21 protein-coding genes are annotated in these 25,194 nt (G+C 72.8%); 11 read left to right on the top strand and 10 right to left on the bottom strand.

The genetic code is table 11. The features are described 5' to 3' along the window. Nucleotides 1-304 precede the first annotated feature (304 nt). Complete coding sequence (locus ACFVH5_RS28855) at nucleotides 305-2,683, bottom strand: PQQ-binding-like beta-propeller repeat protein (protein WP_385836647.1); 2,379 nt, start codon at nucleotides 2,681-2,683, stop codon at nucleotides 305-307. Nucleotides 2,684-3,026: 343 nt separating this feature from the next. Continuing rightward, nucleotides 3,027-3,659: a VOC family protein gene (locus ACFVH5_RS28850; RefSeq protein WP_385836646.1), complete on the bottom strand. Its 633-nt coding sequence runs from the start codon at nucleotides 3,657-3,659 to the stop codon at nucleotides 3,027-3,029. A gap of 691 nt (nucleotides 3,660-4,350) precedes the next feature. On the opposite strand from ACFVH5_RS28850, the gene ACFVH5_RS28845 reads away from it, so the two are divergent. After that, nucleotides 4,351-4,998, top strand: coding sequence for a TetR family transcriptional regulator (locus ACFVH5_RS28845; protein ID WP_384806343.1), 648 nt, complete (start codon nucleotides 4,351-4,353; stop codon nucleotides 4,996-4,998). A 153-nt stretch (nucleotides 4,999-5,151) separates the two neighbouring features. On the opposite strand, the gene ACFVH5_RS28840 is transcribed toward ACFVH5_RS28845, so the two are convergent. Both ACFVH5_RS28840 and ACFVH5_RS28835 read right to left on the bottom strand, forming a co-directional pair. Further along, nucleotides 5,152-5,697, bottom strand: a complete 546-nt coding sequence (locus tag ACFVH5_RS28840) for a nitroreductase family deazaflavin-dependent oxidoreductase (protein WP_385836645.1) — start codon at nucleotides 5,695-5,697, stop codon at nucleotides 5,152-5,154. Next, complete coding sequence (locus ACFVH5_RS28835; RefSeq protein WP_385836644.1) at nucleotides 5,697-6,890, bottom strand: acyl-CoA dehydrogenase family protein; 1,194 nt, start codon at nucleotides 6,888-6,890, stop codon at nucleotides 5,697-5,699. The genes ACFVH5_RS28840 and ACFVH5_RS28835 overlap by 1 nt, the downstream gene beginning before the upstream one ends. 147 nt (nucleotides 6,891-7,037) lie before the next feature. On the opposite strand from ACFVH5_RS28835, the gene ACFVH5_RS28830 reads away from it, so the two are divergent. From ACFVH5_RS28830 to ACFVH5_RS28820, 3 genes are all read left to right on the top strand, one after another. Beyond that, entirely contained in the window at nucleotides 7,038-8,210 is a 1,173-nt protein-coding gene (locus tag ACFVH5_RS28830; protein ID WP_385836643.1) for an acetyl-CoA acetyltransferase, read from the top strand. 994 nt (nucleotides 8,211-9,204) lie between these two features. Then, complete coding sequence (locus ACFVH5_RS28825; RefSeq protein ID WP_385836642.1) at nucleotides 9,205-10,344, top strand: NlpC/P60 family protein; 1,140 nt, start codon at nucleotides 9,205-9,207, stop codon at nucleotides 10,342-10,344. Nucleotides 10,345-10,348: 4 nt separating this feature from the next. After that, on the top strand, nucleotides 10,349-11,269 hold the full coding sequence (locus ACFVH5_RS28820) for a hypothetical protein (protein WP_385836641.1): 921 nt from the start codon (nucleotides 10,349-10,351) through the stop codon (nucleotides 11,267-11,269). A 382-nt stretch (nucleotides 11,270-11,651) separates the two neighbouring features. Here the strand turns inward: ACFVH5_RS28820 and ACFVH5_RS28815 are convergent, their stop codons facing one another. Both ACFVH5_RS28815 and ACFVH5_RS28810 read right to left on the bottom strand, forming a co-directional pair. Continuing rightward, a complete protein-coding gene (locus tag ACFVH5_RS28815) occupies nucleotides 11,652-12,227 on the bottom strand; it encodes a dihydrofolate reductase family protein (RefSeq protein WP_385836640.1) in 576 nt (191 codons plus the stop codon). A gap of 113 nt (nucleotides 12,228-12,340) precedes the next feature. Continuing rightward, the gene (locus tag ACFVH5_RS28810; protein WP_385836639.1) at nucleotides 12,341-12,943 is read right to left on the bottom strand and encodes a hypothetical protein; all 603 of its coding nucleotides are present in this window, start codon (nucleotides 12,941-12,943) and stop codon (nucleotides 12,341-12,343) included. 296 nt (nucleotides 12,944-13,239) lie between these two features. Here ACFVH5_RS28810 and ACFVH5_RS28805 point away from each other — a divergent pair, with 296 nt between their 5' ends. Beyond that, a complete protein-coding gene (locus ACFVH5_RS28805; protein ID WP_385836638.1) occupies nucleotides 13,240-13,665 on the top strand; it encodes a pyridoxamine 5'-phosphate oxidase family protein in 426 nt (141 codons plus the stop codon). A 27-nt stretch (nucleotides 13,666-13,692) separates the two neighbouring features. Then, nucleotides 13,693-14,439: a pyridoxal 5'-phosphate synthase gene (locus ACFVH5_RS28800; protein ID WP_385836637.1), complete on the top strand. Its 747-nt coding sequence runs from the start codon at nucleotides 13,693-13,695 to the stop codon at nucleotides 14,437-14,439. A 52-nt stretch (nucleotides 14,440-14,491) separates the two neighbouring features. On the opposite strand, the gene ACFVH5_RS28795 is transcribed toward ACFVH5_RS28800, so the two are convergent. The 3 genes from ACFVH5_RS28795 to ACFVH5_RS28785 all read right to left on the bottom strand — a co-directional run bounded on the left by ACFVH5_RS28795 (nucleotide 14,492) and on the right by ACFVH5_RS28785 (nucleotide 16,151). Beyond that, nucleotides 14,492-15,106 carry a GNAT family N-acetyltransferase gene (locus ACFVH5_RS28795; RefSeq protein WP_385836636.1) on the bottom strand — a complete coding sequence of 205 codons (615 nt, stop codon included), beginning with the start codon at nucleotides 15,104-15,106 and terminating at the stop codon, nucleotides 14,492-14,494. 101 nt (nucleotides 15,107-15,207) lie between these two features. Further along, nucleotides 15,208-15,702, bottom strand: a complete 495-nt coding sequence (locus ACFVH5_RS28790) for a Zn-ribbon domain-containing OB-fold protein (protein WP_385836634.1) — start codon at nucleotides 15,700-15,702, stop codon at nucleotides 15,208-15,210. After that, complete coding sequence (locus ACFVH5_RS28785) at nucleotides 15,702-16,151, bottom strand: DoxX family protein (RefSeq protein WP_384806365.1); 450 nt, start codon at nucleotides 16,149-16,151, stop codon at nucleotides 15,702-15,704. The genes ACFVH5_RS28790 and ACFVH5_RS28785 overlap by 1 nt, the downstream gene beginning before the upstream one ends. A gap of 407 nt (nucleotides 16,152-16,558) precedes the next feature. On the opposite strand from ACFVH5_RS28785, the gene ACFVH5_RS28780 reads away from it, so the two are divergent. Continuing rightward, complete coding sequence (locus ACFVH5_RS28780; RefSeq protein ID WP_385836649.1) at nucleotides 16,559-17,707, top strand: flavin-containing monooxygenase; 1,149 nt, start codon at nucleotides 16,559-16,561, stop codon at nucleotides 17,705-17,707. A 983-nt stretch (nucleotides 17,708-18,690) separates the two neighbouring features. Here the strand turns inward: ACFVH5_RS28780 and ACFVH5_RS28775 are convergent. Beyond that, the gene (locus ACFVH5_RS28775) at nucleotides 18,691-19,365 is read right to left on the bottom strand and encodes a TetR/AcrR family transcriptional regulator (protein WP_385836633.1); all 675 of its coding nucleotides are present in this window, start codon (nucleotides 19,363-19,365) and stop codon (nucleotides 18,691-18,693) included. A gap of 111 nt (nucleotides 19,366-19,476) precedes the next feature. Here ACFVH5_RS28775 and ACFVH5_RS28770 point away from each other — a divergent pair, with 111 nt between their 5' ends. From ACFVH5_RS28770 to ACFVH5_RS28755, 4 genes are all read left to right on the top strand, one after another. Continuing rightward, on the top strand, nucleotides 19,477-20,595 hold the full coding sequence (locus tag ACFVH5_RS28770) for a medium chain dehydrogenase/reductase family protein (RefSeq protein ID WP_385836632.1): 1,119 nt from the start codon (nucleotides 19,477-19,479) through the stop codon (nucleotides 20,593-20,595). 219 nt (nucleotides 20,596-20,814) lie between these two features. Beyond that, on the top strand, nucleotides 20,815-21,474 hold the full coding sequence (locus tag ACFVH5_RS28765; protein WP_385836631.1) for an ABC transporter permease: 660 nt from the start codon (nucleotides 20,815-20,817) through the stop codon (nucleotides 21,472-21,474). A gap of 75 nt (nucleotides 21,475-21,549) precedes the next feature. Beyond that, nucleotides 21,550-22,263, top strand: a complete 714-nt coding sequence (locus ACFVH5_RS28760) for an SRPBCC family protein (RefSeq protein WP_385836630.1) — start codon at nucleotides 21,550-21,552, stop codon at nucleotides 22,261-22,263. A gap of 323 nt (nucleotides 22,264-22,586) precedes the next feature. Then, nucleotides 22,587-24,824 (top strand): acetate--CoA ligase family protein, encoded by a 2,238-nt coding sequence (locus tag ACFVH5_RS28755; protein ID WP_385836629.1) that lies wholly within the window; start codon nucleotides 22,587-22,589, stop codon nucleotides 24,822-24,824. Nucleotides 24,825-25,194 lie beyond the last annotated feature (370 nt).

The raw sequence follows: 25,194 nt of genomic DNA, 5'->3' as shown, positions 1-25,194 counted from the left end.
GGGGCGGGGGTGCCCGCCGGACGCTTGGCTGCGGGCCCGTCGTGGCTGACCGCGCCGTTCCCCGCGCCCCTAGGGGGTGGGGGTGCCGGCCGGAGACTCGACCGCGGGCCCGTCGTGGTTGGCCGCGCCGTTCCTCGCGCCCCTAGGGGGTGGGGGTGCGCCCCGGCTTTTGGGTTTGGGGGCGCGGGGAACGGCGCGGGCAACCCCCACCGGGGCCGCACCTGCCGCGGGCCTGCAGCCCCGCCCCTCAGGGGCGCGGGGAACTGCGCGGACGGTCCCCACCGGGCCGCACGTGAAGCCCGGTTCAGGAACGGGCCGTGCCCGTGCCCTTCTCCGCGTCCAGTGCGTACACGCACCGGTCCTTGCTGCACGCGTACACCACCCCGTCCTTGACGACCGGAGACCCCGTGATCTCCCCACCGGTCGCGAGCTTCCAGCGCAGCCGGCCGTCGTCGGCCTTCAGGGTGTACAGGAGGTGGTCCGTGGAGCCGAAGTGGATCCGGCCGTCGGCCACGGCCGGCGCCCCCACCAGGTCGCCGCCCGCCTGGAAGCGCCACTTGGGCGTCCCGGTGACCGCGTCCAGCGTGTAGAGCCCCTTGCCGCTGCCCACATGGACATGCCCCGCCGAGACGAGCACGGGGTCGATGGAGGACCGCGCCTCCGTCGCGATGCGCCAGCGGTCACGGCCGTCGGTGGCGTCGAGCGCGTACACCGTGCCGAGGTAGTCGGCGAGGTACACCCCGCCCCCCGTGACGGCCGGCCCCGGCGCGAACGTGGGCGCGCTCAGGAACACCGCCGGCGCCTCGAAGTGCCAGCGCACATGCCCGCCGGCGATGTCGATGGCGAGGACGCGCGTCCCGGCGGACACGTACACGTATCCGTCGTCGGCATGGGTGATGCGGACGGGCACACCCCCGCAGGAGGCCGCGTCGCCGATCGGGTACGACCAGCGCTCCTCCCCCGTACGGGCCTCAAGGGCGCGCAGCCGGGCGTCCTTCCAGACGTAGACCGTGCCGTCGTGCACGGCGGGACCGGCCTCCGGCGACTCGAAGTCGGTCTGGGCGCCGGTGATCTCCCAGAGCTTCTGCCCGTTGGCGGCCTCCCAGGCCTGTACGCCGCCGCCGCGGGTGCCGGTGACGACGGTGCCGCGGTCGGCCTTGAGGGAGTACACCCAGGCGTCGGTCGGCAGCCGCCACAGGTCGGTGCCCTCGCGGGCGTCCAGGGCGAAGAGCGTGGGCCCGTCGGAGGCGTGCACGCGGCCGTCGGCGACCGCCATCGACCAGGCGACGTCCCGCGTCTTGAAGCGGCGCCGGCCGGTGGCCACGTCCAGCGCGTGCACCTCGAAGGAGGTGACGTAGACCAGGTCTCCGGCGACGGCGGGCGTCCCCCACACGTCGTTCGACATACGGAAGCGCCACGGCCGCCAGGAGGTGCCGCCGTCGGGCCCGGCGGGCGCGGGGACGGCCGCGACGGGCTCGGCGCCGTTCACGCCGGGGCGCGAGCGGGACCAGGCGGCCGCGAGTCCGGCCTCCGGAGGGGGCGCCTTGACCGCCGCCGCTCGGGCGTCGGCGACGCGCGGGCCGGGCCCGATCGGCACCTGCGCACCGGCGAGACGTACGGGCCCGGCGTCGGGCGCGCCACCCGGTCGGCCGACGCCCGCACCGACGGGCATGCGCGGCGGTCCGGACGACGGCATGGGCGGGATCGGCGGGTCGTGGGGCGGCGGGGGCGGCACCACGGCCACTCCGCGTCCGCCGCTGCGGCCGGACGGGGGTTTCGGGGCGGACCGGCCGCCGCGCCGCGTCTCGATCAGGCTCACGGCCCGCTCGGGCAGCCACGCGGACGCGGTACCGCTGTCGTCGGAGCCGGAGCCGAAGAGGTGGGGTGCCAGCTGGGCCTGGAGGTCGGCCGGGTTGGGGCGGGCCGTCGCGTCCATCTGCATGCAGGACTCGATCAGCGGGCGCAGCTCGTCGGGGAGGCCTTCGAGGTCAGGGCCCTCCCTGAGCAGCATGAAGACGGTTTCGACGGGGTTCGCGCCGTGGAAGGGCGCGTGGCCGGTGGCGGCGAAGACGAGCATCGAGCCGAGGGAGAAGACGTCGCTCGCGCCGGTCACGCTGCGGGAGTCCTTCGCCTGCTCGGGTGACATGTACGCGGGCGTACCGACGGCGACGTTCGTCATCGTCAAACGCGTGTTCGAAACGCCGGAGGCGATACCGAAGTCGATGACGCGCGGCCCGTCCTCGACGACGAGGACGTTCGACGGCTTCAGGTCGCGGTGGACGAGACCGGCGCCGTGGATGGACTGCAGCGCCTCGGCGACGCCCGCGGCGAGCCAGCGGACCGCCTGGGCCGGCATGGGCCCGCACTCGGTCACTATCTCTTCGAGGGAGGGCGCGGGCACGTACGCGGTGGCGAGCCAGGGCACGGCCGCGCGCGCGTCGGCGTCGACGACGGCCGCCGTGTAGAAGCCGGAGACCGCACGGGCCGCCTCGACCTCCCGCGAGAAGCGGACGCGGAACAGCTGGTCCTCGGCGAGCTCGGTCCTGACCGTCTTGATCGCCACGCGCCGGCCCGAGGCCGAGCGCGCGAGATAGACCAGCCCCATGCCGCCGGCGCCCAGCCGTCCCAGCACCTCGAACGGCCCGATCCGCCGCGGATCGTGCTGTGTCAGCTGATCCACCACTTGCCTGCCACCTCCCCGTACGCGGCCGCGCTTCCAGCCACCGCTCCAGCCGCAGCTTCAGCCACTGCGCAGCGTCTCACCACCGAGCCGCTCCGGCGGCACGCACCCCGATTCTTCCTGTCCTGCGCTCCGGTTGCGAACCCGGGACCCATTCGGGATGTCTCCCACCATTCCCGGGCAAAAGACCCGCCTCCGCCTTGCTTTTCAACGCGGGCCGGGGCTTTTCGGTGCCTTTCAGAGCTTCCCGCACGGGTTTCAGCCGTGGAGCATCGCCCATTTCAGCGGCGCAGAAACCTGAAATTCCGCGCTGGAGCACGACTCGTACCCCATCGTGGACGCCTCGTCACCCGTCCCGGCGCTGCAGCAACGCGAACGACGCCCCCTGATTGTCACTGACGACGGCCACCCTCCCGTACGAGGTGTCGAACGGCGGTGCCTGCACCCGGCCGCCGAGCCTCGCCACCGCGCCCACGGCGGCCTCGCAGTCCTGGACCGCGAAATGCACGAGGAAATGGGGCGGCATCTCGGCGGGATAGACGTCGGAGATGTGGGCGCGGCCGAATTCCCGGGTGACGCCCGGCCCGAAGAGGGCCTCGCGGAAGAGACCGGGGTAGAAGGCGTCGGCGGTGGCGGTGTCCCGTGAGTACAGCTCGACCCAGCTGAAGGTGCCCGTCCCGCGGCTGCTGCCGAATCCGGGGTGCGTACCGGCCTCCCAGAGCCCGAAGACCGCGCCCTCGGGGTCGGCGGCGAGCGCCCCGACCCCGTACGGGCCCACCGGCACGGGGGTCGTGATGATCTGGCCGCCTCCCTTGCGGATGCGGTCGGCCATGTCCTGGGCGTCCGGGGTGGCGAAGTAGACGGCCCAGACGGTGGGCATCCGCCCGTCCCGCTTCGGCACGAGGGCGGCGACGGGCTCCCCGCGGAGCCGCGCCCGCACGGCCCCGGAGTACGGACTGTCGGCCCACCGAGCGGCCACGCCCTCGGCCCCGGCCCCGGTCCCGCCCCCGGCCCTGGCCCCGGCTCCGGCTCCGGCTCCCGCCCCAGTCCCGGTCCCAGCTCCTGCCCCGGAGGGGGCGGCGCCCTCCGGGGGACCGCCGGCCGCCGAAGGACCGGAAGACTCCGAAGAACCGGCAGTCTCCGACGGACCGACGGGCACCGTGGGGCCTGTGGGCCCCGCGGAGCCAGCGGGACCCGCGAGGCCCGCGGAATCGGCGGGGCCTGCGAGACCCGCAGGGCCAGCCGGGCCCACGGGGCCCGCAGAGCCAGCGGGACCTGCGAGACCCGCGGAGTCGGCCGGGCCTGCGGGGCCCGCGGGGCCGGCCGGGCCATCCGGGCCTGTGAGGCCCGCGGGGCCTGCGGGGCCTGCGAGGTCCGCGGGGCCAGCCGGGCCTGCGAGGTCCGCGAGGTCCGCAGGGTCCGCGGAGTCGAAGGTCCAGCCGAAGAGTCCGCCGTAGAAACGCTTGCCCGCCTCGACGTCCGGCAGCTGGGCGTCGATCCAGCAGGGGACGCCCTCGGCGAACGCGGCAGAGTCAGATCCAGCCATGCGGCCAAGCTAACGGCGTTCCACTCATCCCGCAGAGCGGGCGCCTCCACCGCCCCGCAGGTCCGTGCACCCCATTTGCAGTCGGCCGAATCGCGCTCCGATCACCCCTCGGTAAGCTGACGTCATGACAGGACAAGTGCGTACCGTCGACGGCCGTGTGGCCGGTCGGCGCGGGCAGGCGACGCGGCAGAAGCTGCTCGACTGCCTCAGCGAGATGCTCAGCTCCTCGCCCTACCGCGACGTCAAAGTCATCGACGTCGCACGGAAAGCGGGCACTTCACCGGCGACCTTCTACCAATACTTTCCGGACGTCGAAGGCGCCGTCCTGGAGATCGCCGAGCAAATGGCGGCCGAGGGAGCCGGGTTGACCGAGCTCCTCGAAGGACGCTCCTGGGTCGGCAAGGCGGGCTGGCAGACCGCGCAGGAACTCGTGGACGGATTCCTTGAGTTCTGGCGCAAAAACGATGCCATCCTGCGGGTCGTCGACCTGGGTGCCGCCGAGGGCGACAAACGCTTCTACAAGATCCGTATGAAGATCCTCAACTCCGTGAATAACTCCCTCACGGACACGGTCAAGGAGCTCCAGGCCAAGGGCAAGGTCGACAAGGACGTCAACCCCGCGGCCATGGCGGGCTCCCTCGTGGCGATGCTCGCGGCGGTGGCCTCGCACCAGAAGGGCTTCCAGACGTGGGGCGTCAAGCAGGCTGAGCTGAAGCCGAACCTGGCCCAGCTGGTGCATCTGGGTGTGACGGGCAAGAAGCCGACCAAGTAGGCCGACCAGGCATTCCACCCGCTTCCAGCTCGCCGCTTCCAGGCACACGTCCTGTCACACAGGCGGCAGTTCACCCCGGCGGATTCCCCCGGTGGACTGCCGCCTGTCGCGCACCCGGGCCCGGGTCCAGGCCCAGGTCAGGGCACGCACCGGTCACCTCCGTACGATCCGGAACAGCCGGATCTCCCGATCCACCCGCGCCTGGTACGTCGCGTACGGCGGCCAGAACTCCAGCAGCGCCCGCCACACCGCGTCCCGTTCCGCACCGGCCAGCAGGCGGGCGGTCACCGGAACGTCCCGGCCCTTCCAGTTGATCTCCGCGTCCGGGTGGGCGAGCAGATTGGCGGTCCAGGCGGGATGGTCCGTACGCCCGAAGTTGGACCCGATGAGAATCCAGCTCCCGACCGCGCCTTCGACGGCACCTTCGACAGCACCCTCGTCCGCGCCCTTTCCGGTACGCCCCTCCGGCATGCAGGCGAGCGGCGTACGCCTGGGCAGCCCGCTCCTCGCACCCCGCGCCGTGAGGATGACACCGGGCAGCATCTGCGCGCTGAGCAGCACCTTTCCGCGCGTGAGCCGGTGCACCGCACGGTCCAGCGCCGGCACGACGTGCGGTGCGACCTTCGCGAAACCGCGGGTCGAGGACACCTTCTGCACCAGCCGCACCCCGGCGGGCCGCCGGGACGAAGACGTGGCCATCAGACCGCCACCTCCCCGCCGCCGAAGAGCCGCGCCTCCTGCGCCGCGTACGCGCGCAGCCGGTGCACCGGCCCGAAGAGCAACTCGTCGCCGGCCGCCCGCTTGAAGTACAGGTGCGCCTCGTGCTCCCAGGTGAACCCGATCCCGCCGTGCAGCTGAACGGCCTCGGCGGCGCAGACGCGCAGCGCCTCCAGAGCCTGCGCGAGCGCCAGCCCGCCGACCCGTTCCTGGCCCTCGACGGTCGCCCAGGCCGCGTAGTAGGCGGCGGACCGCGCGCCCTGGACCTGGACGTACAGATCGGCCAGCCGGTGCTTCACCGCCTGGAACGACCCGATCGCCCGCCCGAACTGCTCACGCTGCTTGACGTACTCGACGGTCCGTTCCAGTACGCGGTCGGCGCCGCCGACGGCCTCCGCGGCGAGGACGGCGGCGGCCGAGTCCCCCACGCGCGCGAGGACACCGCCGACGTCCGCATCCTCCCCGTCCCCCAGCAACTCGGCCTCGACATGCCGCAACTGGATGCGGCTCTGCGAACGGGTCTCGTCGAGGGAGGTCTGCCGTACGCGGGTCGCCCCCTCCCGTACAAGCTCCCGCACCAGGAAGAAGAGGGTGCGCGAGCGGGCGAAGCCGCCGGTGTGCGCGGCGACGACCAGCAGATCCGCGCTGTGCCCGTCGAGCACCTGGTCGGCCTCCCCGTACAGCCGCCACCCGTCGTCGGTCCGCCGCGCCTGTACGCCGCCGGCCCGTCCGCCGCCCGCCCAGTCGCCGCGGTTGCCGCCGGTCAGGCCGAGGGCGGTGGTCAGCGCCGCCCCCGGTACGACGAGGGCCGCGGTGAGTTCGCCGGAGGCGATCCGGGGCAGCAGCGCGGCGCGCTGGCCCGCGCTGCCGAGGCCGAGCACGAGGGGCGCGCCGAGCACGGCGGTGGCGAGGAGGGGTGACGGGGCGAGAGCGCGCCCCATCTCCTCTGCCGCCAGGGCGAGTTCGGTCGTCGTGCATCCCACTCCCCCGTACGCCTCGGGGAGTGCGAGGCCGGGCAGGCCGAGTTGCTGGGCGAGGGTCTCCCAGAGGCCGGGGTCGTAGCCGTCGGCGGTCCGTACGGCGGCCCTGACCTCCTCCGGGCCACAGCGTTTGAGGAGCAGCTCACGGAGCGTGCGGCGGATCTCGTCCTGTTCCGCGGTGAAGGTGGCGTCCATCGGCGGGCTCCTCCCCGGGCCGGGTGTCCGGCGTCCGGTTCCCTGATCTGACGGGCCGTCATGTTAGAGCGGCGGCAGGCAGATGCCCAGGGTCACGACACCACCGCACCTCCCCCGGACCACGTATCTGATGTACCGTCAGATTCCATGACCCCGTCCGGGAACCGCAAGGTGGCAGTCGTCGGTGTGGCCCTCTCCGACTGCGGGCGCGTAGACGAAGCGACGCCGTACGCGCTGCACGCCCAGGCCGCGCGCAGGGCCCTGGCCGACTCCGGCCTCGACCGGTCGGTGATCGACGGCCTGGCCTCGGCGGGCCTCGGCACACTGGCGCCGGTCGAGGTGGCGGAGTACCTGGGCCTGCGCCCGACCTGGGTGGACTCCACCTCCGTCGGCGGATCGACGTGGGAGGTCATGGCGGCGCACGCGGCCGACGCGATCGCCGCGGGGCACGCCAACGCGGTCCTGCTGGTGTACGGGTCCACCGCCCGCGCGGACATCAGGGCGGGCCGGCGCACCGGCAACCTCTCGTTCGGCGCCCGCGGGCCGCTGCAGTTCGAGGTGCCGTACGGGCACACGCTCATCGCCAAGTACGCGATGGCCGCGCGGAGCCACATGCACGAATACGGCACCACGCTGGAGCAGTTGGCGTCGGTGGCGGTACAGGCGCGGCAGAACGCGGCGCTCAATCCCGACGCGATGTTCCGCGACCCGATCACGGTCGACGACGTCCTGTCGGGCCCGATGATCGCGGACCCCTTCACCAAACTGCACTGCTGTCTGCGGTCGGACGGCGGGGCGGCGGTCCTGCTGGCGGCCGAGGAGTACGTACGCGACTGCCGTACCGCGCCCGTCTGGGTCCTCGGCACCGGTGAGCACGTCTCGCACACGACGATGTCCGAGTGGCCGGACTTCACGGTGTCGCCGGCGGCGGTGAGCGGACGGATCGCGTTCGAACGGGCGGGAGTTCGGCCCGGTGACATAGACGTGGCGCAGATCTACGACGCGTTCACGTACATGACGCTCGTGACCCTGGAGGATCTCGGCTTCTGCGCGAAAGGGGAGGGGGGTGCGTTCGTGGAGAAGGACCGGCTGAGGGTCGCGGGCGGAACCCTTCCGGTCAACACGGACGGGGGCGGCCTGTCCGGCCAGCACCCCGGGATGCGGGGATTGTTCCTCCTGGTGGAGGCGGTCCGACAACTCCGCGGCGAGTGCGGGCCTCGACAGGTCCGCCGGAGTGACGGCGCCCTCCCCGAGCTGGGGGTGGCGTCGGGGACGGGGGGATGGTTCTGCTCGGCGGGGACGGTGGTGCTGGGACGGTAGGGGGCCGCTCCGCGGGGGTTGCCGGGGTTGCCGGGTGCGGGTCGGTGGGGGTTGCCCGCGCCGTTCCTCGCGCCCCCGAGGGGGTGGGTGACTCCGGCCGATCGCTGACCGCGGGCCGGTGGGGGCCGATCGCGCAGTTCCCCGCGCCCCTGGGGGTGGGTGGGGGTGCCGGCCGGGTCTTTGACCGCAGGCCCGCCGTGGCTGATCGCGCCGTTCCCCGCGCCCCTGGGGGGCGGGTGGCTCCGGCCGGCTGCTGCCCGCGGGCCGGTGGGGGTCACCCGCGCCGTTCCTCGCGCCCCTAAGTGAGTGGGGTGTTGGCCACGCTCTCGTCCGCGGGTCCCTCGTGGCTGGGCGCGCCGTTCCTCGCGCCCCTAGGTGAGTGGGGTGTTGGCCACGCTCTCGTCCGCGGGTCCCTCGTGGCTGGGCGCGCCGTTCCTCGCGCTCCTAGGTGCGTGGGGGTGCGCCGTGGCTTTTGTCTTTGTGTCTTTGGGGGCGCGGGGAACTGCGCGAACGACCCCCACCGGCCCGCACAACGCCACGACCCCGCAGCCCCGGCCCCTCAGGGGCGCGAGGAACGGCGCGGGCAACCCCCACCGGCCCGCGGCCGAGAGCCGGCCGGAGCCACCCCGCCCCTCAGGGGCGCGGGGAACTGCGCGATCAGCCACGGCGGGCCTGCGGTCAAAGACCCGGCCAGCACCCCCATCCACCCCCAGGGGCGCGGGGAACTGCGCAACCAGCCCCCATCGGCCCGTGCGCAACAATCCGGCCGAAACCACCCCACCCCGCCCCAAACACCCCGCACCCCCAAAGACGTACGGCAGTAGAAAAGTTGACTGCGTGGAGATTGACACGCGTGGGGATACAGGGGCCAACCGTGCAAGGGACGGTAGTGTGTTCGAGGGTTGAACGACCCCCCGCAGACAACGCGGTGGCGACTCCGACACACGAGCAGTCCGTCCGAGCAGCCCGCACGTGACCTCTGAAAGTGGAGCTGATGAACGTGTCGACCGGCGGCAGACGGTTCCGCAGTCGCGCCACCATAGCCACCCTCACCCTCGCGATCTCCCTGATATCCGGACCGAGTTACGCAACCCCGGGCGAACCAGACCCCCAGGGCGACCAGTCCATCGAGAACATCCGCACCGAACTGGACAGCCTCTACCGCACGGCGGAAGTCGCCACCGAGGCGTACAACGCCGCGGACGAGAAGGCGAAGAAGCAGGAGAAGCGGCTCAAGTCGCTCCGCAAGGGCCTGGCCCGCGCCGAGACCCGGGTCGACGATCTGCACGATCTCGGCGGCGCGGCAGCCCGGACGCAGTACCGCGGCGGCGACCTCGCCGCCACCGGCATCCAGTTGCTGCTCGGCGACCATCCCGAACAGGCCCTGAACGAGGCGTCCCAGGCCCGTCAGGCCCTGCGGGGCCTGGTCAACGTCTCCGAGTCCCAGAAGACCGCCCGCGCGGAACTGAGCCGGCAGACCGACACCGCCGCGAAGGAACTGCGGAAGCTGAAGAGCAGCCGTGCGGACAAGGCCGAGGCGAAGACGAAGATCGAGGGGAAGATCGCCGAGGCCGAGCAGATCGAGTCGGGCCTCGAAAAGGAACAGACCCGCAAACTGGCCGCGTTGGAGAGGCAGCGGAACAAGGAGGCCGAGTCCCAGTGGACCGGCTCCGGCTCGGGCGGCGGCGGCACCTCGACCGGAAACGGGTCGGGTGGCGGGTCCGGCGGCGGAGGCGGGGGCGGCAACGGAGGCGGCTCGATCGGCGGCGGAACGACGGCCACCGGAGCAGCAGCCAAGGCCGTCAACTTCGCGATGGCCCAGATCGGCAAGCCGTACGGGTGGGGCGCCACAGGCCCGTCGGCGTACGACTGCTCGGGACTCACCTCCGTGGCATGGGCGCGCGCCGGCCACCCCATACCCCGTACGTCACAGGCACAGTGGGCGGGGCTGACCCGCGTCAGCCTGGCGTCCGCGCGGCCCGGCGACCTGATCATCTACTTCAACGACGCCACGCACGTGGGCATGTACATCGGAGGCGGGAAGATCGTCCACGCCCCGCGCCCAGGACGCACGATCACGATCGCCCCGGCCGCCTCCATGGCCATTCTCGGCGTCGTACGACCGGGAGTATGAGCGGATGTCCCACTCGCTGACACCCCGTGACACGGGAAACCTGCCCGCGCTCGCCGCACGGCCGCTGATCCGCCTCGACGCCTACGTGGCCGAGGACGGATCGACCGTGGTCAACGGCCATCTGCTCCAGATGGGCGGCAAGCGCAAACCCAACGAGGCGATCCTCGACGCCATCGCCATGTTCGCCCGCACCCTGGGGGCCCCGGTGGCGGCCACCGTCATCGACCGCTCCGTGATGCAGGTGGCACGCCTGCGGGTGCACCCCGACGGGTCGAGCCGGACGATCGCCGACGAGGACGATCTGCCGCCCGGCCTCGAACGCACCGCGGCGGAAGAGGAGGCGTTCCCTCCGCTGGCCCGTGTCGAGCGCATCATTCAGCACGCGCAGCGGGAGGAACTGCATGCCGCGTTCGTGCTCGCCAGCGCGTTGCGGGAGCACCTCACGCTGCGCAGGGGGCCGGAGGACGATCTCTCGCTGGAGGCGCGGGCGATAGAGGCGTACCTCGCGTATCTGCGCGCCGACTACACGCTGTCCATCACGCTCGCGCTGACCGTCGCGCGCATCCGGTGCCGCGTCGACCTGAACCGGGCCGCCCCCGATGTGGCCCGGGCCACGGCGGCGTGGCAGCGGCTGATGGACGAGGGGCAAGTGGTGACGCGGGGACAGGAGTTGCTCCACATGTGGGGGCGGTTGTCCGCGGAGGGGCTGTTGCTGGAGCCGGCGCATCAGGCGATGGCGCACACGGTCCGGACCCGGCTGGAGCAGGGCAGCCGGGCGGTTCCGCCGGCCCCGTCCACGGCCCCGGCCCTACCACCGGGCCAAGCGCCCGGCACCTCGGAGGCCCCCGAGGACAAGCCCCTCAAACCCACCCGCAGAGGCCTACGCCGCTTCACCCGCAAGGCAAACAGAACGCCGACGCCGTAGCCGTAGCCGTAGCCGTAGCCGTAAGGGAACGCGCCGGCGGCAACCGCGCGATTCACCGCCTGCGGCCCGGCATGCCCGGCTCTCGACCGCGGGCCCGTCGTGGCTGGTCGCGCAGTTCCTCGCGCCCCTGAGGGGCGGGGTGGCTCCGGCCGGAGGCTTGACTGCGGGCCGGTGGGGGTTGCTCGCGCCGTTCCTCGCGCCCCTGAGGGGCTGGGGGCCCGGGGAACGGCGCGGCCAGCCAGTGCCGGGGCGCAGCCGGTTAACTGCGTGACCGTCCACCGCCTCAGGGGCGCGGGGAACTGCGCGATCAGCCCCCACCGGCCCGCACCCACCACCCCGGCCGAAACCACCCCGCCCCTCAGGGGCGCGGGGAACGGCGCACTCACTCACCCCCGCTCCGCGGCACCCCCGGCCCGTACACAAGACTCAGCACCCCCGTCCGAAACGTCTCCGCCGAGATCAGCGTCAGCGGCACCGGAGAATCTCCCTCCTCGAACAACCGCATCCCCTTCCGCACCGCGATCGGATGCACCAGCAGATGCAGCTCGTCCAGCAACCCCGCCCCCAGCAGTTGCCGCACGACCGACACGGACCCGCTGAGCGCGATGTCCCCGCCCTCCTCGTTCTTGAGCGCGGTCACGACCTCGACGAGGTCCCCCTCCAACTGCTCGGAGTTGCGCCACTCGAACTCCAGCCGCGTCCTCGACGCAACGATCTTCCGTACGTCACCGAGCTGCTTGGCGAACCCCGCGTCCTCGCCCCCGGCCGCCTCGCGCTCAGGCCACGCCCCGGCGAAGCTGTCGTAGGTCTTGCGGCCGAACAGCATCGTGTCCGCCGTACCGAAGGTCGCCCCGACAGCCGCGCCCATCTCGTCGTTGAAGTAGGGGAAGTGCCACTGGTCCGGCGCCTCGACGACGCCGTCGAGCGAGATGAACAGTCCGGCGCTGATCTTCCTCATGATGTTCCTCCAGGGTCCGAAAGAGCCGGTCGGCACCCATCCGCGAACCGGTCACCACTTGGACTGCGAGAGCCGGAAAAACTCATCGGTACCCAGCCCATCGACTCAGCCCATCACGCCCCGGCGGCCAGGACCAGCGGGGAGAGGGAGACAGGAACGATCGACACCGGGACGATCGACGCAGGGGCGACCGGGACAGAGGCGACCGGGACCGGAACGACGACCGAGACCGGTGCGGCAGCCCCGACCCCCCGTCCACCCTCACCCTCGCCGTCGCCCCCACCCGCCGCGAAGACGAACACCCGCAGCATCAGGAAGCGCCCCACCCCCGCGAGCCCGGAAGCCCCGAGGTAGACGGCCTGCTCGGTGAGGACCCCGGGCGACGACTGCACCAGGTGCAGGACGAGAACGGCCAGCGAGGTCACCGCGTACGCGGCCGTCGCCGAACCCGCCGACTGCCAGTGCCGCCGCCACCCGGCCCGCTTCCCGGTCCCGAAGGTGAACAGCGCGTGCAACTCGGTGCACAGAACGGTCGACGCGACCGTGATCACCGCGTTCGCCAGAGCCCACGGCATCGCACCCGCCAGCAGCGCCACCGCACCGCTGGAGAGCACCCCGACACCCCCACCGCACACCACGAACCGCACGAAGGAGACGAACGCCCCGGGAGCGGCCACGCCCACCGTCTCCGGCTCCGCCGCGAGCTGCGCCTTCATGGGGGTTTTCCTTCCGGGGGAAGGGGCTGCGGCCCCTTCGATCAACTGGCTTCGACCGAGTTCAACAATGCCGTCGCCCGGCCGCCCCATCGAGACAGTCCGCACCCGGATCCATGGTGGTGCCAGCACCACCCCCGGCCTGCGCCGTACCCCCCGTCCCGCCCTCCCGGAATACGCGGACGGCCGCATCACGCTGAAGGATCTGAAGGCACCACCGAAGGCAGCACCGAAGGCACCGCTGACGGAACCGCGGAACGACACCCCAGGCGCCCCAGACGACCCTCCGGAGGAATCCCATGGCCCTGACCCGTGAAGAACGCGAGAAGTTCCTCGCCGAACCGCACATCGCCGCGCTCGCCGTGGACGCGGGGGCGGGCCGCGCCCCGCTCACCGTGCCGATCTGGTACCAGTACGAGCCCGGCGGCGACGTCTGGATCCTGACCGGGCTGACCTCCCGCAAGAACGAGCTGATCAGCGCCGCGGGCAGGTTCTCCCTGATGGTCGACCGGGTCGAACCCACCATCCGGTACGTGTCCCTCGAAGGGCCGGTCGTCGCATCGACCCCCGCCACCCGCGAACAGCTCCACGAGGTCTCGGCCCGCTACCTCCCGGCGGACAAGGTCGACGGGTACGTCGACTTCTCCTGGAAGGAGCACGGCGAGATGGTGGTCATCCGGATGCGCCCCGACCGGTGGCTGTCGTCGGACCTCGGTTCGGTCTGAGGCCGTCCGCCGCGTGACAATCGGGGCATGAGTGCCGACAGCGCCGACGCCCCCACCCCGCCCACGACCGACTCCCCCGCTCCCTCAGCCGACTCCGATCTCTCCGGTGCCCCCGCTCCCTCCGAGTTCGTACGGCTGCTGAGGGCTCAGCGGGTCTGGGACACCGAGCTGCCGGACTTCGCCCCGGTCGCGGCCCCCGCCGCTCCGCTGCCGCTCTTCGAGCAGTGGTTCGCGGAGGCCGTGGCCGCCGGGCAGGTCGAGCCGCACACGATGTCGCTGGCCACGGCGGACGCCGGGGGCCTGCCCGACGTACGGACCGTGATGCTGCACGGCGCCGACCGGGAGGGCTGGCACTTCGCCTCGCACGCGGGCAGCCGGAAGGGGCGGCACCTGGCGGCCCGCCCGTACGCGGCGCTCGGCTTCTACTGGCCCGCGCAGGGCCGGCAGATCCGGGTACGGGGCCCGGTGACCGTCGCCCCGCCCGAGGTCGCGCAGGCCGACCTGCACGCCCGCTCGGCCGGCGCGCTCGCCTCCGCCCTGGTGGGCAGGCAGAGCGAAGTGCTGGACTCGTACGAGGAGTTGGAGCGCGCCTCGGACACGGCCTGGGACCGCGCCCGGCGCGAACCGGACGCCCCGGCGCCGTCGTGGACGGTGTACGTCCTGGCCCCGGACGAGGTGGAGTTCTTCCAGGGCGACGCGCGCCGCCGCCACGTACGCCTGACCTATCGCCGCCGCGAGGACGGCACATGGGGCAGGGACCTGCTGTGGCCCTGACGGTCGCCGCGGACCGGGCGGGCCAGGCAGGGTGGGCGGGCCTCGCAGGGCGCTACGGCAGTACGGGGTCCAGATCCGTGGCGGGGTCCGTGGCCAGCCGGCCGTGCAGGTGGACGTCCCGGAAGGCGTCCAGGCGCCCCGACTCGAACATCGCCCCGCGCAGGGTGCCCTCGGCCGGGTACCCGCACCGCTCGGCGATCCGGCACGACGCCTCGTGACCGAGCGCGTGCCCCAACTCCAGCCGGTGCAGCCCCAGTTCCTCGAAGGCCCAGCGTGAGGCCAGGGTGAGTGCGCGCGTGGCCACCTGTCGGCCGCGCGCGTCGGGGAGCACCCAGTAGCCGACGCGGGCGACCCGTACGACGTGGTCGATGTCGTTGATCCCGATGTGCCCGAGCGGTACGCCGCCGGTCGCGTCGGTGACACAGAAGGAGGCGCCCACCCCCTCCTGGGCCGCCTTGGCCCGCGCCGCCATCGACTCCAGCGCGTCGGCGCGGTCCTCCAACGGTCTGAGCGGCGTGTTCCACCGCTGGAACTCGGGGTCGAGATATCCCCGCAGCCACGCCTGGACATCCCCCTCGGTGTCCGCGTCCCAGGGACGGAGCCGCAGTCCGTAACCGCGGATCTCGGGATGAGGGAGGGAGCCGGAGGACTCGTACAAGTCGGTCATCGAGCCATTCAACAACGGCCCCCGAACCGGAACGGGACGAGGGTCACCCCGTAAGCCCCGAGAGCCCCGAACGCTCAGGAAGGCCAGGAGGCTCAAGAGGCTCAAGAAGAGGAGCGGGGCCGGAACACCGGAACCGCGACACCTTCCTGCGCTCCCCCCTCCCCCTCCTCCACTCTCTCCCCCTCGCCCTCCCCCTCCACGCGGAAGGCCACCTCCAACGCCATCCCCACCCGCAGATCCCCCTCCGCGCACTCCACCACCTCGGTCATCATCCGCGGCCCCTCTTCGAGGTCGACGACGGCGGCGACGTACGGGGTGCGGGACCCGAAGGGCGGCAGGTCGTTGCGGTGGACGACGGACCAGGTGTAGAGCGTGGCGTGGCCGGTCGCCCGTTCCCAGGTCACGGCCTCGCTCCAGCAGTGCGGGCAGCACTCGCGCGGGTAGTGGTGCGCGCGCCCGCACGCGCCGCAGCGGCGCAGCAGCAGACGCCCGTCGGCGGCGGCGTCCCAGTAGGGCCGGGTGAAGACGTCGATCTCCGGCAGGTCGAAGCGGGGCGATACGCCCGAGCGCGCCGGTACGCCGGAGCCGGCCGCCATCAGAAGAGTCCCAGCGCGCTGTCCAGGGACCACGTCTGCCAGGACATGCCGAACAGGGCCACCAGGGAGATGAGGGCCATCATCGTGTTCTGCCCCTGCTCGGCCCAGTCGTGGATCATCAGGACGAGGTAGAGGAGATTGAGCAACAGGCCGCCGACCAGGGCGATCGGGGTCAGGAAGCCCACGACGAGGCCGAGGCCGAGGGCGAGTTCCGCGTACACGACGACGTACGCCATCGTGCGCGGCCGGGGTGCGACCACCACGTCGAAGCCGCTGCGCACCGAGTCCCACCGGTGCTTCGCGGCGACGTCGGCCGCCCACGCGATGCCGGTGCCCCGCTCGAACCAGCCCTTCTTGTCCTTGTGCCGCCAGCTCTCCAGCCACCACAGCCCGAGCCCGACCCGGAGCACGGCGACCCATTCCGCACCGGTGAGCCAGATGGTGTCCATGGCACCGCATCCCCTCCGCAGCCGCAGATCTGACGGTACGTCAGTTCAGCGCACCGGGCGCGGCTGCGCAAGAGGCCTACGACCACCCGTCCCGGCGCGGCCACCTCCCCTGCCACACAGCCGCATGTGGCCTACGACACAAACCCCACACACCCCTCCTACAGCCGTGATCAATTCGCAACCGATTCCGGGCTTGACCGAGACCCATCAAATGCCGACATGCATACGCTCGGCACATGGCCGACTCTCCCGACCCGACACCGCAGACACCCGAGACGTCCGAAGCGTCCGAGACGTCCGAGGCACCCGAAGCGTCCGAGGCGCCCGCGCCGACACCGCCGGCTTCGTCGACGCCGTCCGCTTCGCCGACACCGCCGACGGCGGCCACGCCTCAGCAGGACCGGCCCGTGTACGTCATCGGGGGCGGACCGGGCGGCCTCGCGGCGGCGCACGCGCTGCGCGCACTGGGCGTACGGGCCGTCGTGCTGGAGAAGTCCGACCGGGTCGGGGCCTCCTGGCGGCGGCACTACGACCGGCTGCGGCTGCACACCACGCGGCGGCTCTCCGGGCTGCCCGGCCTGCCGATGCCGCGTTCGTTCGGGCGGTGGGTGGCGCGCGACAACGTGGTGCGCTACCTGGAGAAGTACGCCGAGCACCACGAGCTGGAGATCATCACCGGCGTCGAGGTCTCCCGCGTGGAGCCCACGGCCGACGGCACCGGCTGGCTGCTGCACGCCACCGGTGGACGTGAGCTGACCGGCAGCGCGGTCGTCGTCGCGACCGGCTACAACCACACGCCGTACGTGCCCGACTGGCCGGGCCGCGACGGGTACACGGGCGAGTTCCTGCACGCGGGCGAGTACCGCAACCCCGCGCCGTTCGCCGGGCAGGACGTCCTCGTGGTCGGCGTGGGCAACACCGGCGCCGAGATCGCCGTGGACCTCGTCGAGGGCGGGGCGTCACGCGTACGCCTCGCCGTGCGGACCGCGCCGCACATCGTGCGCCGGTCGACGGCCGGGTGGGCGGCCCAGTACACCGGGGTGCTCTGCCGGCGGCTGCCCGTCGCGGTGGTGGACCGGCTGGCCGGGCCGATGGCCAAGCTCAGCGTTCCGGACCTCGCCTCCAAGGGGCTGCCGCGGCCCGACACCGGCCTGTACTCGCGGGTGAACGAGGGGTCCATCCCCGTGCAGGACGTCGGCCTCATCGACGCGGTCCGCAAGGGCCGGGTCGAGGTCGTGACGGCGGTCGAGGGCTTCGAGGACGGCAAGGTCGTCCTCGCGAACGGCGACCGCGTCGGCCCGGACGCCGTGATCGCCGCGACCGGTTACCGGCGCGCGCTGGAGAACGTCGTCGGCCACCTCGACGTACTCGACGGCCGAGGCCGCCCGGTCGTCCACGGCGCCCGCACACCGAAGAACGCCCCCGGCCTGTACTTCACCGGCTTCACGAACCCCATCAGCGGCATGTTCCGCGAACTGGCCATCGACGCCGAGAAGATAGCGAAGGCGATAGCACGAGACACGAGCCACAGAAACCCGTCACGCATCACCCGCTGACGTCTGTGCCCGGCGACCGCTGCCGCCGCTGCCGCCGGGGGAGCCGGGTTCGCCCGGCGGGCGCTGCCGCCCGGGGCGCCGGGACGCCGGTCGAAGGCATCCGCCTCGGGTCGCACCCCAAGCCCCACGCTCGCCCGACGGGCGCTGCCGCCGGGGGACGCCCGAGGTCATTCGGCCTGCGGCGCGCGCTGACGTCCACGTGCGGTGGCCGCTGCCGCCGGGGGCACAACCGAGGGCATCCGTCAGCGGCGCGCACTGACACCCCCCTCGGTGTCCGCTGTCGCCGAGGGGGCGCGGCCGAAGGCGCCCGTCACGCGCCGAACGCCGATGTCCGCGTTCGGTGGGCGCTGCCGCCAGGGGCACGACCGAGGACATCCGGGCCTCGGCGCGAACTGACCTCCGACCTCCGCCTTCGGTAGCCGCTGCCGCCGCGGGCGTGGTCGGCGGCAACCGTCTCGCGGCGCGCCGAGGTCCGCCCCCGGTGGCTGCTACCCCGCGAGCACGGCCGCGGGAATGCATCCCGCATCGCCAGCTGAGGTGAACCCCGTGGCCGTCGAGGTCACGGCCCGAGGCATGCGCCCTGCGGCGCGCGCCGACCTCCATCCTCGGGGTCCGCTCCCGCCGGGGGCGCGGCGAAGGGAATCCGTCACGCGGCGCGCGCTGACGTCCGCTGCTGGGCGCCGCTTCCTCCCACGGTCACGGCCGAAGGCATCCGGCCCGCGTCGCACACCGAAGTCCGCCCCGCGGGCGCGGCCGGAGCAGTGCATCCCACATCGCCGCGCCTGCGCCTTCTCGTGAGCGCCACGGCAGGCGGGCGCCCCGACCTCCGAGCGCCACGGTCGCCACCGGCGGCGACGACCACCTTGGGCCCTGACCGCCGGAGGTGACGGCCGCCCAGAACCCGGCGCAACGGCCACCGAAGACCCCCACCCACCACCAAGGCATGGCCCGCCGCCACGGCCCACGACCACCCACCCCCACCCCTACCCCCCCGTAAAGTGCGCGAGCGATCCGATGAGTCGTTCCGCGATGTTCGGTGGCCAGGGGAACGACGGGGCGACCGCCCGCTGGTGGGCCAGGCCGTGCAGGCCGAGCCAGAGCACGACCACGTCGGCCGCCACGTCGGTGCTGGCCGAGGAGCCGGCGGTGACGCACTCCTGGAGGGCTTCGCCGAGTCGCCGCAGGCTCGCGTCGCCGAGCGTGCCGAGGTCCTCCGCCGTCACGGAACTCGCGTCCGGATCGGGCATCCAGAACCCGCCGAACATCGTGCGGTAGCGCCCCGGGTGGGCCTCGGCGAACTCCAGATAGCCCTCGCACAGGGCCGTGAGCCGCGCGCGGGGCGAGTCGTCGGCGGCGTCCACGGCCGCGCGCAGCTGATCGTCCAGTTCGGCGAACGCGTTGCGCACCACGGCCAGCATGATCGCGGGCTGATCGGAGAAGTGCCGGTAGATCGAAGGGGCGGCGATACCGACCCTGCGGGCCACGGACCGCAGGGTGATGGCGCTCTCGTCGCCGGTCTCGTCGAGCAGCGCGACCGCCGCCGTCACGATCTCCTGGCGCAGCCGGTCCCCTTCCCCCCTGCGGTTGCGGACGCGGACGGGCGTCGCTGCGGTGTCGCCTGTGCCGTCTCCCGTACCTGTTCCCATAGCTGTTCCCATACCCGTCACCTTACAGCGCGAAGCTTATGAGCGTTTCCTCTTGCCATCCGTGAGCTAACAGGTCTAGCCTTACGACCGTAAGCACACGGCAACAACTTCAAGGGGTACGCCATGACCAGCAACGCCGCCCGCACCTCCGACCCCTCCACCACCCCCGTCGTCTCCGCGACCGAGGTCGTCCTGCCCGGCCTGGTCGAGCCGGACGGCCTGGAACTCCGGAACCGCGAGCTTCCGGCGCCCGCCAAGGGCCAGGTCGTCCTGCGGATGGACGCGACGGGCGTGTCGTTCGCCGAGCAGCAGATGCGGCGCGGCAAGTACTACGACCAGCCGGCGTTCCCCTTCGTCCCCGGCTACGACGTGGTCGGCACGGTGACGGCGGCAGGCCCGGACGTGGACACCGCGCTCGTCGGCCGCCGGTTCGCCGCGGTCACCAAGACCGGCGCGTGGGCCAGCCACCTCCTGATCGACGCCGTGGACCTGATGCCCGTACCGGACGAGGTGGACGCGGCCGACGCCGAGACCGTCGTCGTCAACGGCATCACCGCCTGGCAGATGCTGCACCGCATCGCCAAGGTCCGTACCGGCGGGACGATCGTGGTCCTGGGCGCCAACGGCGGCGTCGGCTCCACGCTCGTACAACTGGCCCGCCACGCCGGGATCACCGTCATCGGCACGGCGTCGGCCCGCCACCACGCGACCGTACGGGAACTGGGCGCGACCCCGGTCGACTACCGCGACCCCGACATGTACGCCCGGATCCGCGAACTCGCCCCGGCCGGCGTGGACGCGGTGTTCGACCACGTCGGCGGCGCCGGGGTGGAGCAGTCGTGGCAGCTGCTGCGCCGGGGCGGCACGCTGGTCTCGTACGGCACCGCCGCCACCAAGGACGACGAGGGCAACTCGCAGGTGCCGGTGCTGATGCTGTTCGCGCGCCTCGCCGCGTGGAACTCCCTGCCCAACGGCAGGAGCGCACACTTCTACAACTTCTGGGCCGGCAAGCGCCGTTGCCGGGCCTCCTGGCAGCAGCGGATGACCGAGGACCTGACCCAGGTGCTGCGCCTGGTCGCCGACGACGTCCTCACCCCGCAGATCGCCGCGCGGATCCCGCTGCCGGACGCCGCCGCGGCGCTGACCCTCGCCGAGTCCCGCACGGTCGCCGGAAAGATCGTCATCGTCCCCGCCTCCGTCCCGGCACCCGCACCCGCACCCGCACCCGCCCAGGAGGCGTGACGCGTCGAGCGCCGCGGCTACGCCACTCGCACGCACCGTCGGCGATGCGGCGCGGTTCGGTAACAGTGCCCCCGTGAACGCCCCGAGAGCGCCCCGAAAGCACCTGCGCCGATTCCCCGCCGACACTCCAACGCCCCCGCCCCGCCGCCCCGCAGCCCGCAGCCCGCAGCCCGCAGCCCGCAGCCCGCAGCCCGCAAGCGCACCCCGGAGGTATCCGCCATGTCCGTCACCACCGCCGCCACCACGCCGGTCACCGACACCAACCACCCGACCGCAGCGCGCCTCCCCGGCGACGGCACCGGCCCCGGCCCCGGCGACGTCGACAACCGTGCGACCTACATCAGCTTCGGGCTCGCCTACCTCTTGGGCCACGGCTCCGCCGCGGTCTCCAAGGGTGCGACGCCGCTGCTCGACCTGCCCGGCTGGCTGCCCATGGCCCTCCTCGGTGCCGGGCTGGCCGTCGGTACCGTGACGGCCACGGCCGCCGCCCTGCGCGCCCAGCGTGCCGCCGCCGAGCCGGACGACGTCCTCTCCGGCAAGCTCCTCGGCGCCGCCTGGGTCACCGCCTTCGCCGCCCTCTTCCTCGCCATCACGGGTCTGACGGCCACCCTCGACCTGCCCGACGTGCAGTCCCTGCTCTGGCCCACCGGCTCCGGCTTCGTCGTCGGGCTGCTCTACATCGCCGAAGGCGCCCAGCGCCGCAACCTCCTCCACTACGGCCTCGGCACCTGGCTCGCCCTGACCTCCGCCGCGGCCCTGCTCCTCGGCAGCCCCGGCCTCTACTGGGTCCTCACCCTCGCGGGCGGCGGCGCCTACGCCCTCGCGGCGATCCTCGAACGCCGCCGCCTGGCCGCCCCCACAGCCCCGCGAACCCCATAGGCCGCACCCACCGAAGCCCTCCCCCCTCCGCCTCGCCATCACGACCACCACCAAAGCAACAACGAGAGGAACACCATGCCCAGCAACAGCCCCTCCTCCCTCCCCGTCCAGCCCTCCGCGCGCCGGCGCCGACCGCGGACGCACGCACGCACCGCCGTCACGCTCACGGCCGCCCTCGCCGCCATAGGCGTCCTCGCGAGCACCGCCCCCGCCCAGGCAGCCCCCGCCCCCGCCCCCGCCCGGACGGCAGCCGCGCACCACGCCGACGGGCTGAAGTGCCAGGGCAGGGGCACGGATTCCGACGCCCTCATCCGCTACCGGACCGACATCGTGATCAAGGCCCCGCTGAGCACCGTCTTCAAGCTGCAGACCGACATCGAGCGGTGGCCGTCGTGGCAGGCGCCGGTCCTCTCCGCGAAGCGGCTCGACCACGGCCCGCTCCGCGCGGGCTCGCAGTTCCGGTGGACGACCCCGGCGCCCGCCACGCCCACCACCCCCGAGACCACCCTGAACATCACCTCCACCGTCCGCGGCCTCGACCGGAACTCCTGCATCCGGTGGACAGGCCCTGCGGTCGGCGAGGGGCTGAGTATCGACGAGGGCGTCCACGTCTGGAACTTCACCAAGGTCAAGGGCGGGGTACGCGTACAGACCGAGGAGACGTGGACGGGTGCCCAGGTCGAGGCGGACGTCCCTCTGGCGACCTCGATGCTCGGCGCGGGACTGGAACAGTGGCTCCGCGAGCTGAAGACCACCGCGGAAGCCCACGCCGCCGGACCGTGCGCCTGACCGACGGCTCCCACCCGGCGGACGGTCACCACCCACCCGGCGTACAGACCCCGCTGACCCGCCACACGGTTCCCCGCCCCCCCCCGGCGGGGAATACGCCACGCGCCGGAGCCCACACCCTCGGGCGGCCCGGGGAACCCACGCCCTCCGCCCCTGGGAACCCACACCGTCGGGCCCTCGGACCCCACACTCCCGGACCCCACACCTGTGGCCGCCACAAGTTCTTTGCTTCCCGACCCATTCCTGACGCAGCGTCAGTTCAGTAATCTGGCCTTATCTGACACTGCGTCAGTTGTTGGCAGCGACACAGGAGCGGCGGACCGATGCTTGGATCAACCCACGGCACCCTCACCACCGACTCCCGCCGGGCCCGGGTCATCGCCTGCGGCGAGCAACCGGCCCCTGCCGTGCACGGCAGGCCGGCCGCCACCGACGACCTCGACGTCAGCGGCAGGCCGCTGTACGCCGACGTACCCGATCTGGACCGCTTCTTCCGCCCCGAGTCGGTGGCCGTCGTCGGCGCCTCGGACGCCGAAGGGCGACCGAACACCGGCATCACGCGCCAACTGCTGGCCTGGGCCGAGCGGGTGGGCGCACGCCTCCACCCGGTGCACCCCACCCGAGAGACCGTGTTCGGTCTGACCTGCGTGCCGTCGGTCGCGGATCTACCCGAACAGGTCGACCTGGCCGTGCTGCTGGTCTCCGACCCGCTTCCCGTGATCGAGCAACTCGCGGAGACCAAGGTGCGGTTCGCGGTCGCCTTCGCGTCCGGATTCGCCGAGACGGGAACCGTGGGCGCCGCGGCACAGACCCAACTGGCCGAAGCCGTGCGGCGTTCCGGAATCCGCTCCGGTCTGCGGCTGCTCGGCCCGAACACCAACCTCAACGCCTTCGAGAAGTTCCGCGACGACCTCGACGGGCCGGCGATCGCCCTGATCACCCAGTCCGGCCACCAGGGCCGCCCGGTCTTCACCCTGCAGGAACTGGGCATCCGCGTCTCCCACTGGGCGCCCACCGGCAACGAGGCCGACCTGGAGAGCGCCGACTTCATCTCCTACTTCTCCGAGCAGCCCGAGGTGGGCGCCATCGCCTGCTACGTCGAGGGCCTCAAGGACGGCCGCTCCTTCCTCCTCGCCGCCGACCGGGCCGCCCGGCGCGGGGTCCCCGTCGTCGCGGTCAAGGTCGGCCGCACGGAGACGGGCGCGCGTACGGCCGCCTCCCACACCGGCAAACTGACGGGCGCGGACGCGGTGGTGGACGCCGCGATGCGCCAGTACGGGGTCGTACGCGTCGACGGTCTCGACGAACTCCAGGACACGGCAGCCCTGTTGGCCCGCGCCAGGCCGCCGTCCGCCGACGGGGTGGCGGTCTACTCCATATCCGGCGGTACGGGCGCCCACTTCTCGGACCTGGCGACGGAGGGGGGCCTGCGACTGCCCGCGCTCTCCGCCGCCAAGCAGGCGGAACTGCACCAGTGGATACCGGAGTACCTGGACGTCACGAACCCGATCGACAACGGCGGCCACCCGGTCGGCGACTGGCGGGGCCGCAAGATCATCGACGCGATTCTCGCCGATCCGGCCGTCGGGGTGCTGATCTGTCCGATCACGGGCCCCTTCCCGCCCATGAGCGACAGGCTCGCGCAGGACCTGGTGGACGCGGCGGAACAGACGGACAAACTGGTGTGCGTGGTGTGGGGTTCACCGGTCGGCACGGAGTCCGCGTACCGCGACACCCTCCTCGGTTCCTCCCGGGTCGCGACCTTCCGCACCTTCGCGAACTGCATCACGGCGGTACGCGCCCACCTGGAGCACGCCCGCTTCACCGCCTCCTACCGCTCCCCCTTCGACGAGGCCCCGCGCACCCCGTCCCCCTCCTGCCGCAAGGCCCAGGCGCTGATGCGGCCGGGCAGCAGACTGAGCGAACACGCGGCGAAACAACTGCTGCGGGCGTACGGGATCCGGGTGCCGCGCGAGCAGTTGGTGACCAGCGCGGCGGCCTCCGTACGGGCGGCCGGGCTGGTCGGGTACCCGGTCGTCATGAAGGCGTCCGGTGCGCGGCTCGCCCACAAGACGGAACTCGGCCTGGTGAAGACAGGACTCACGTCCGCCAGCCAAGTACGGGACGCGTACCGCGAGTTGACCGACATCGCCCGGTACGAGGACGTGTCGCTCGACGGGGTCCTGGTGTGCCAGATGGTGGAACAGGGGGTCGAGATGGTCGTCGGTGTGACCCACGACGACCTCTTCGGTCCGACGGTGACGGTCGGGCTGGGCGGCGTACTCGTGGAGGTCCTCCAGGACACCGCGGTACGGGTGCCGCCGTTCGGCGAGGACCAGGCGCGGTCGATGCTCGACGAGTTGCGGGGGCGGGCGCTGCTCGACGGCGTCCGCGGGCGGCCTCCGGCGGACCTCGACGCGCTGGTGGAGGTGGTGCTGCGGGTCCAGCGCATGGCCCTGGAACTGGACACCGACCTGTCCGAACTGGACATCAACCCCCTGATGGTCCTCCCCCGAGGCCAGGGAGCGGTAGCCCTGGACGCCTTGGCAATCTGCCGCTGACCCACTGCGTGGGGCTGGGGGCGGGGGGGGTGCGTCTCCGCCCGCGGGCCGGTGGGGGCTGGCCGCGCAGTTCCCCGCGCCCCTAAAGGCCGCCCCCAGGGGCGCGAGAAACGGCGCAGCCGCCCCCCACCGAACCCGCACCCAACACACCAACGTCAACCCCCACCCCCTCAGACCCCCAGGCACCGCCGCACCCATCGCACCGCCCCCACCCCCACCCCCTAAGGGGCGCGAGGAACTGCGCGGCCAACCCCCACCGAACCCGCACCCAACACACCGCCGCCACCCCCACCCCCTAAGGGGCGCGGGGAACTGCGCGACAAGCCCCCACCGGCCCGCACCCGACAAACCCACCCCCTAACCCCCTCCC

It is taken from the genome of Streptomyces sp. NPDC127119, from assembly GCF_042677425.1.
Lineage (GTDB): Bacteria > Actinomycetota > Actinomycetes > Streptomycetales > Streptomycetaceae > Streptomyces.
Note: the sequence above shows the minus strand (reverse complement) of the source record. Positions and strands in the feature narration are given on the sequence as shown.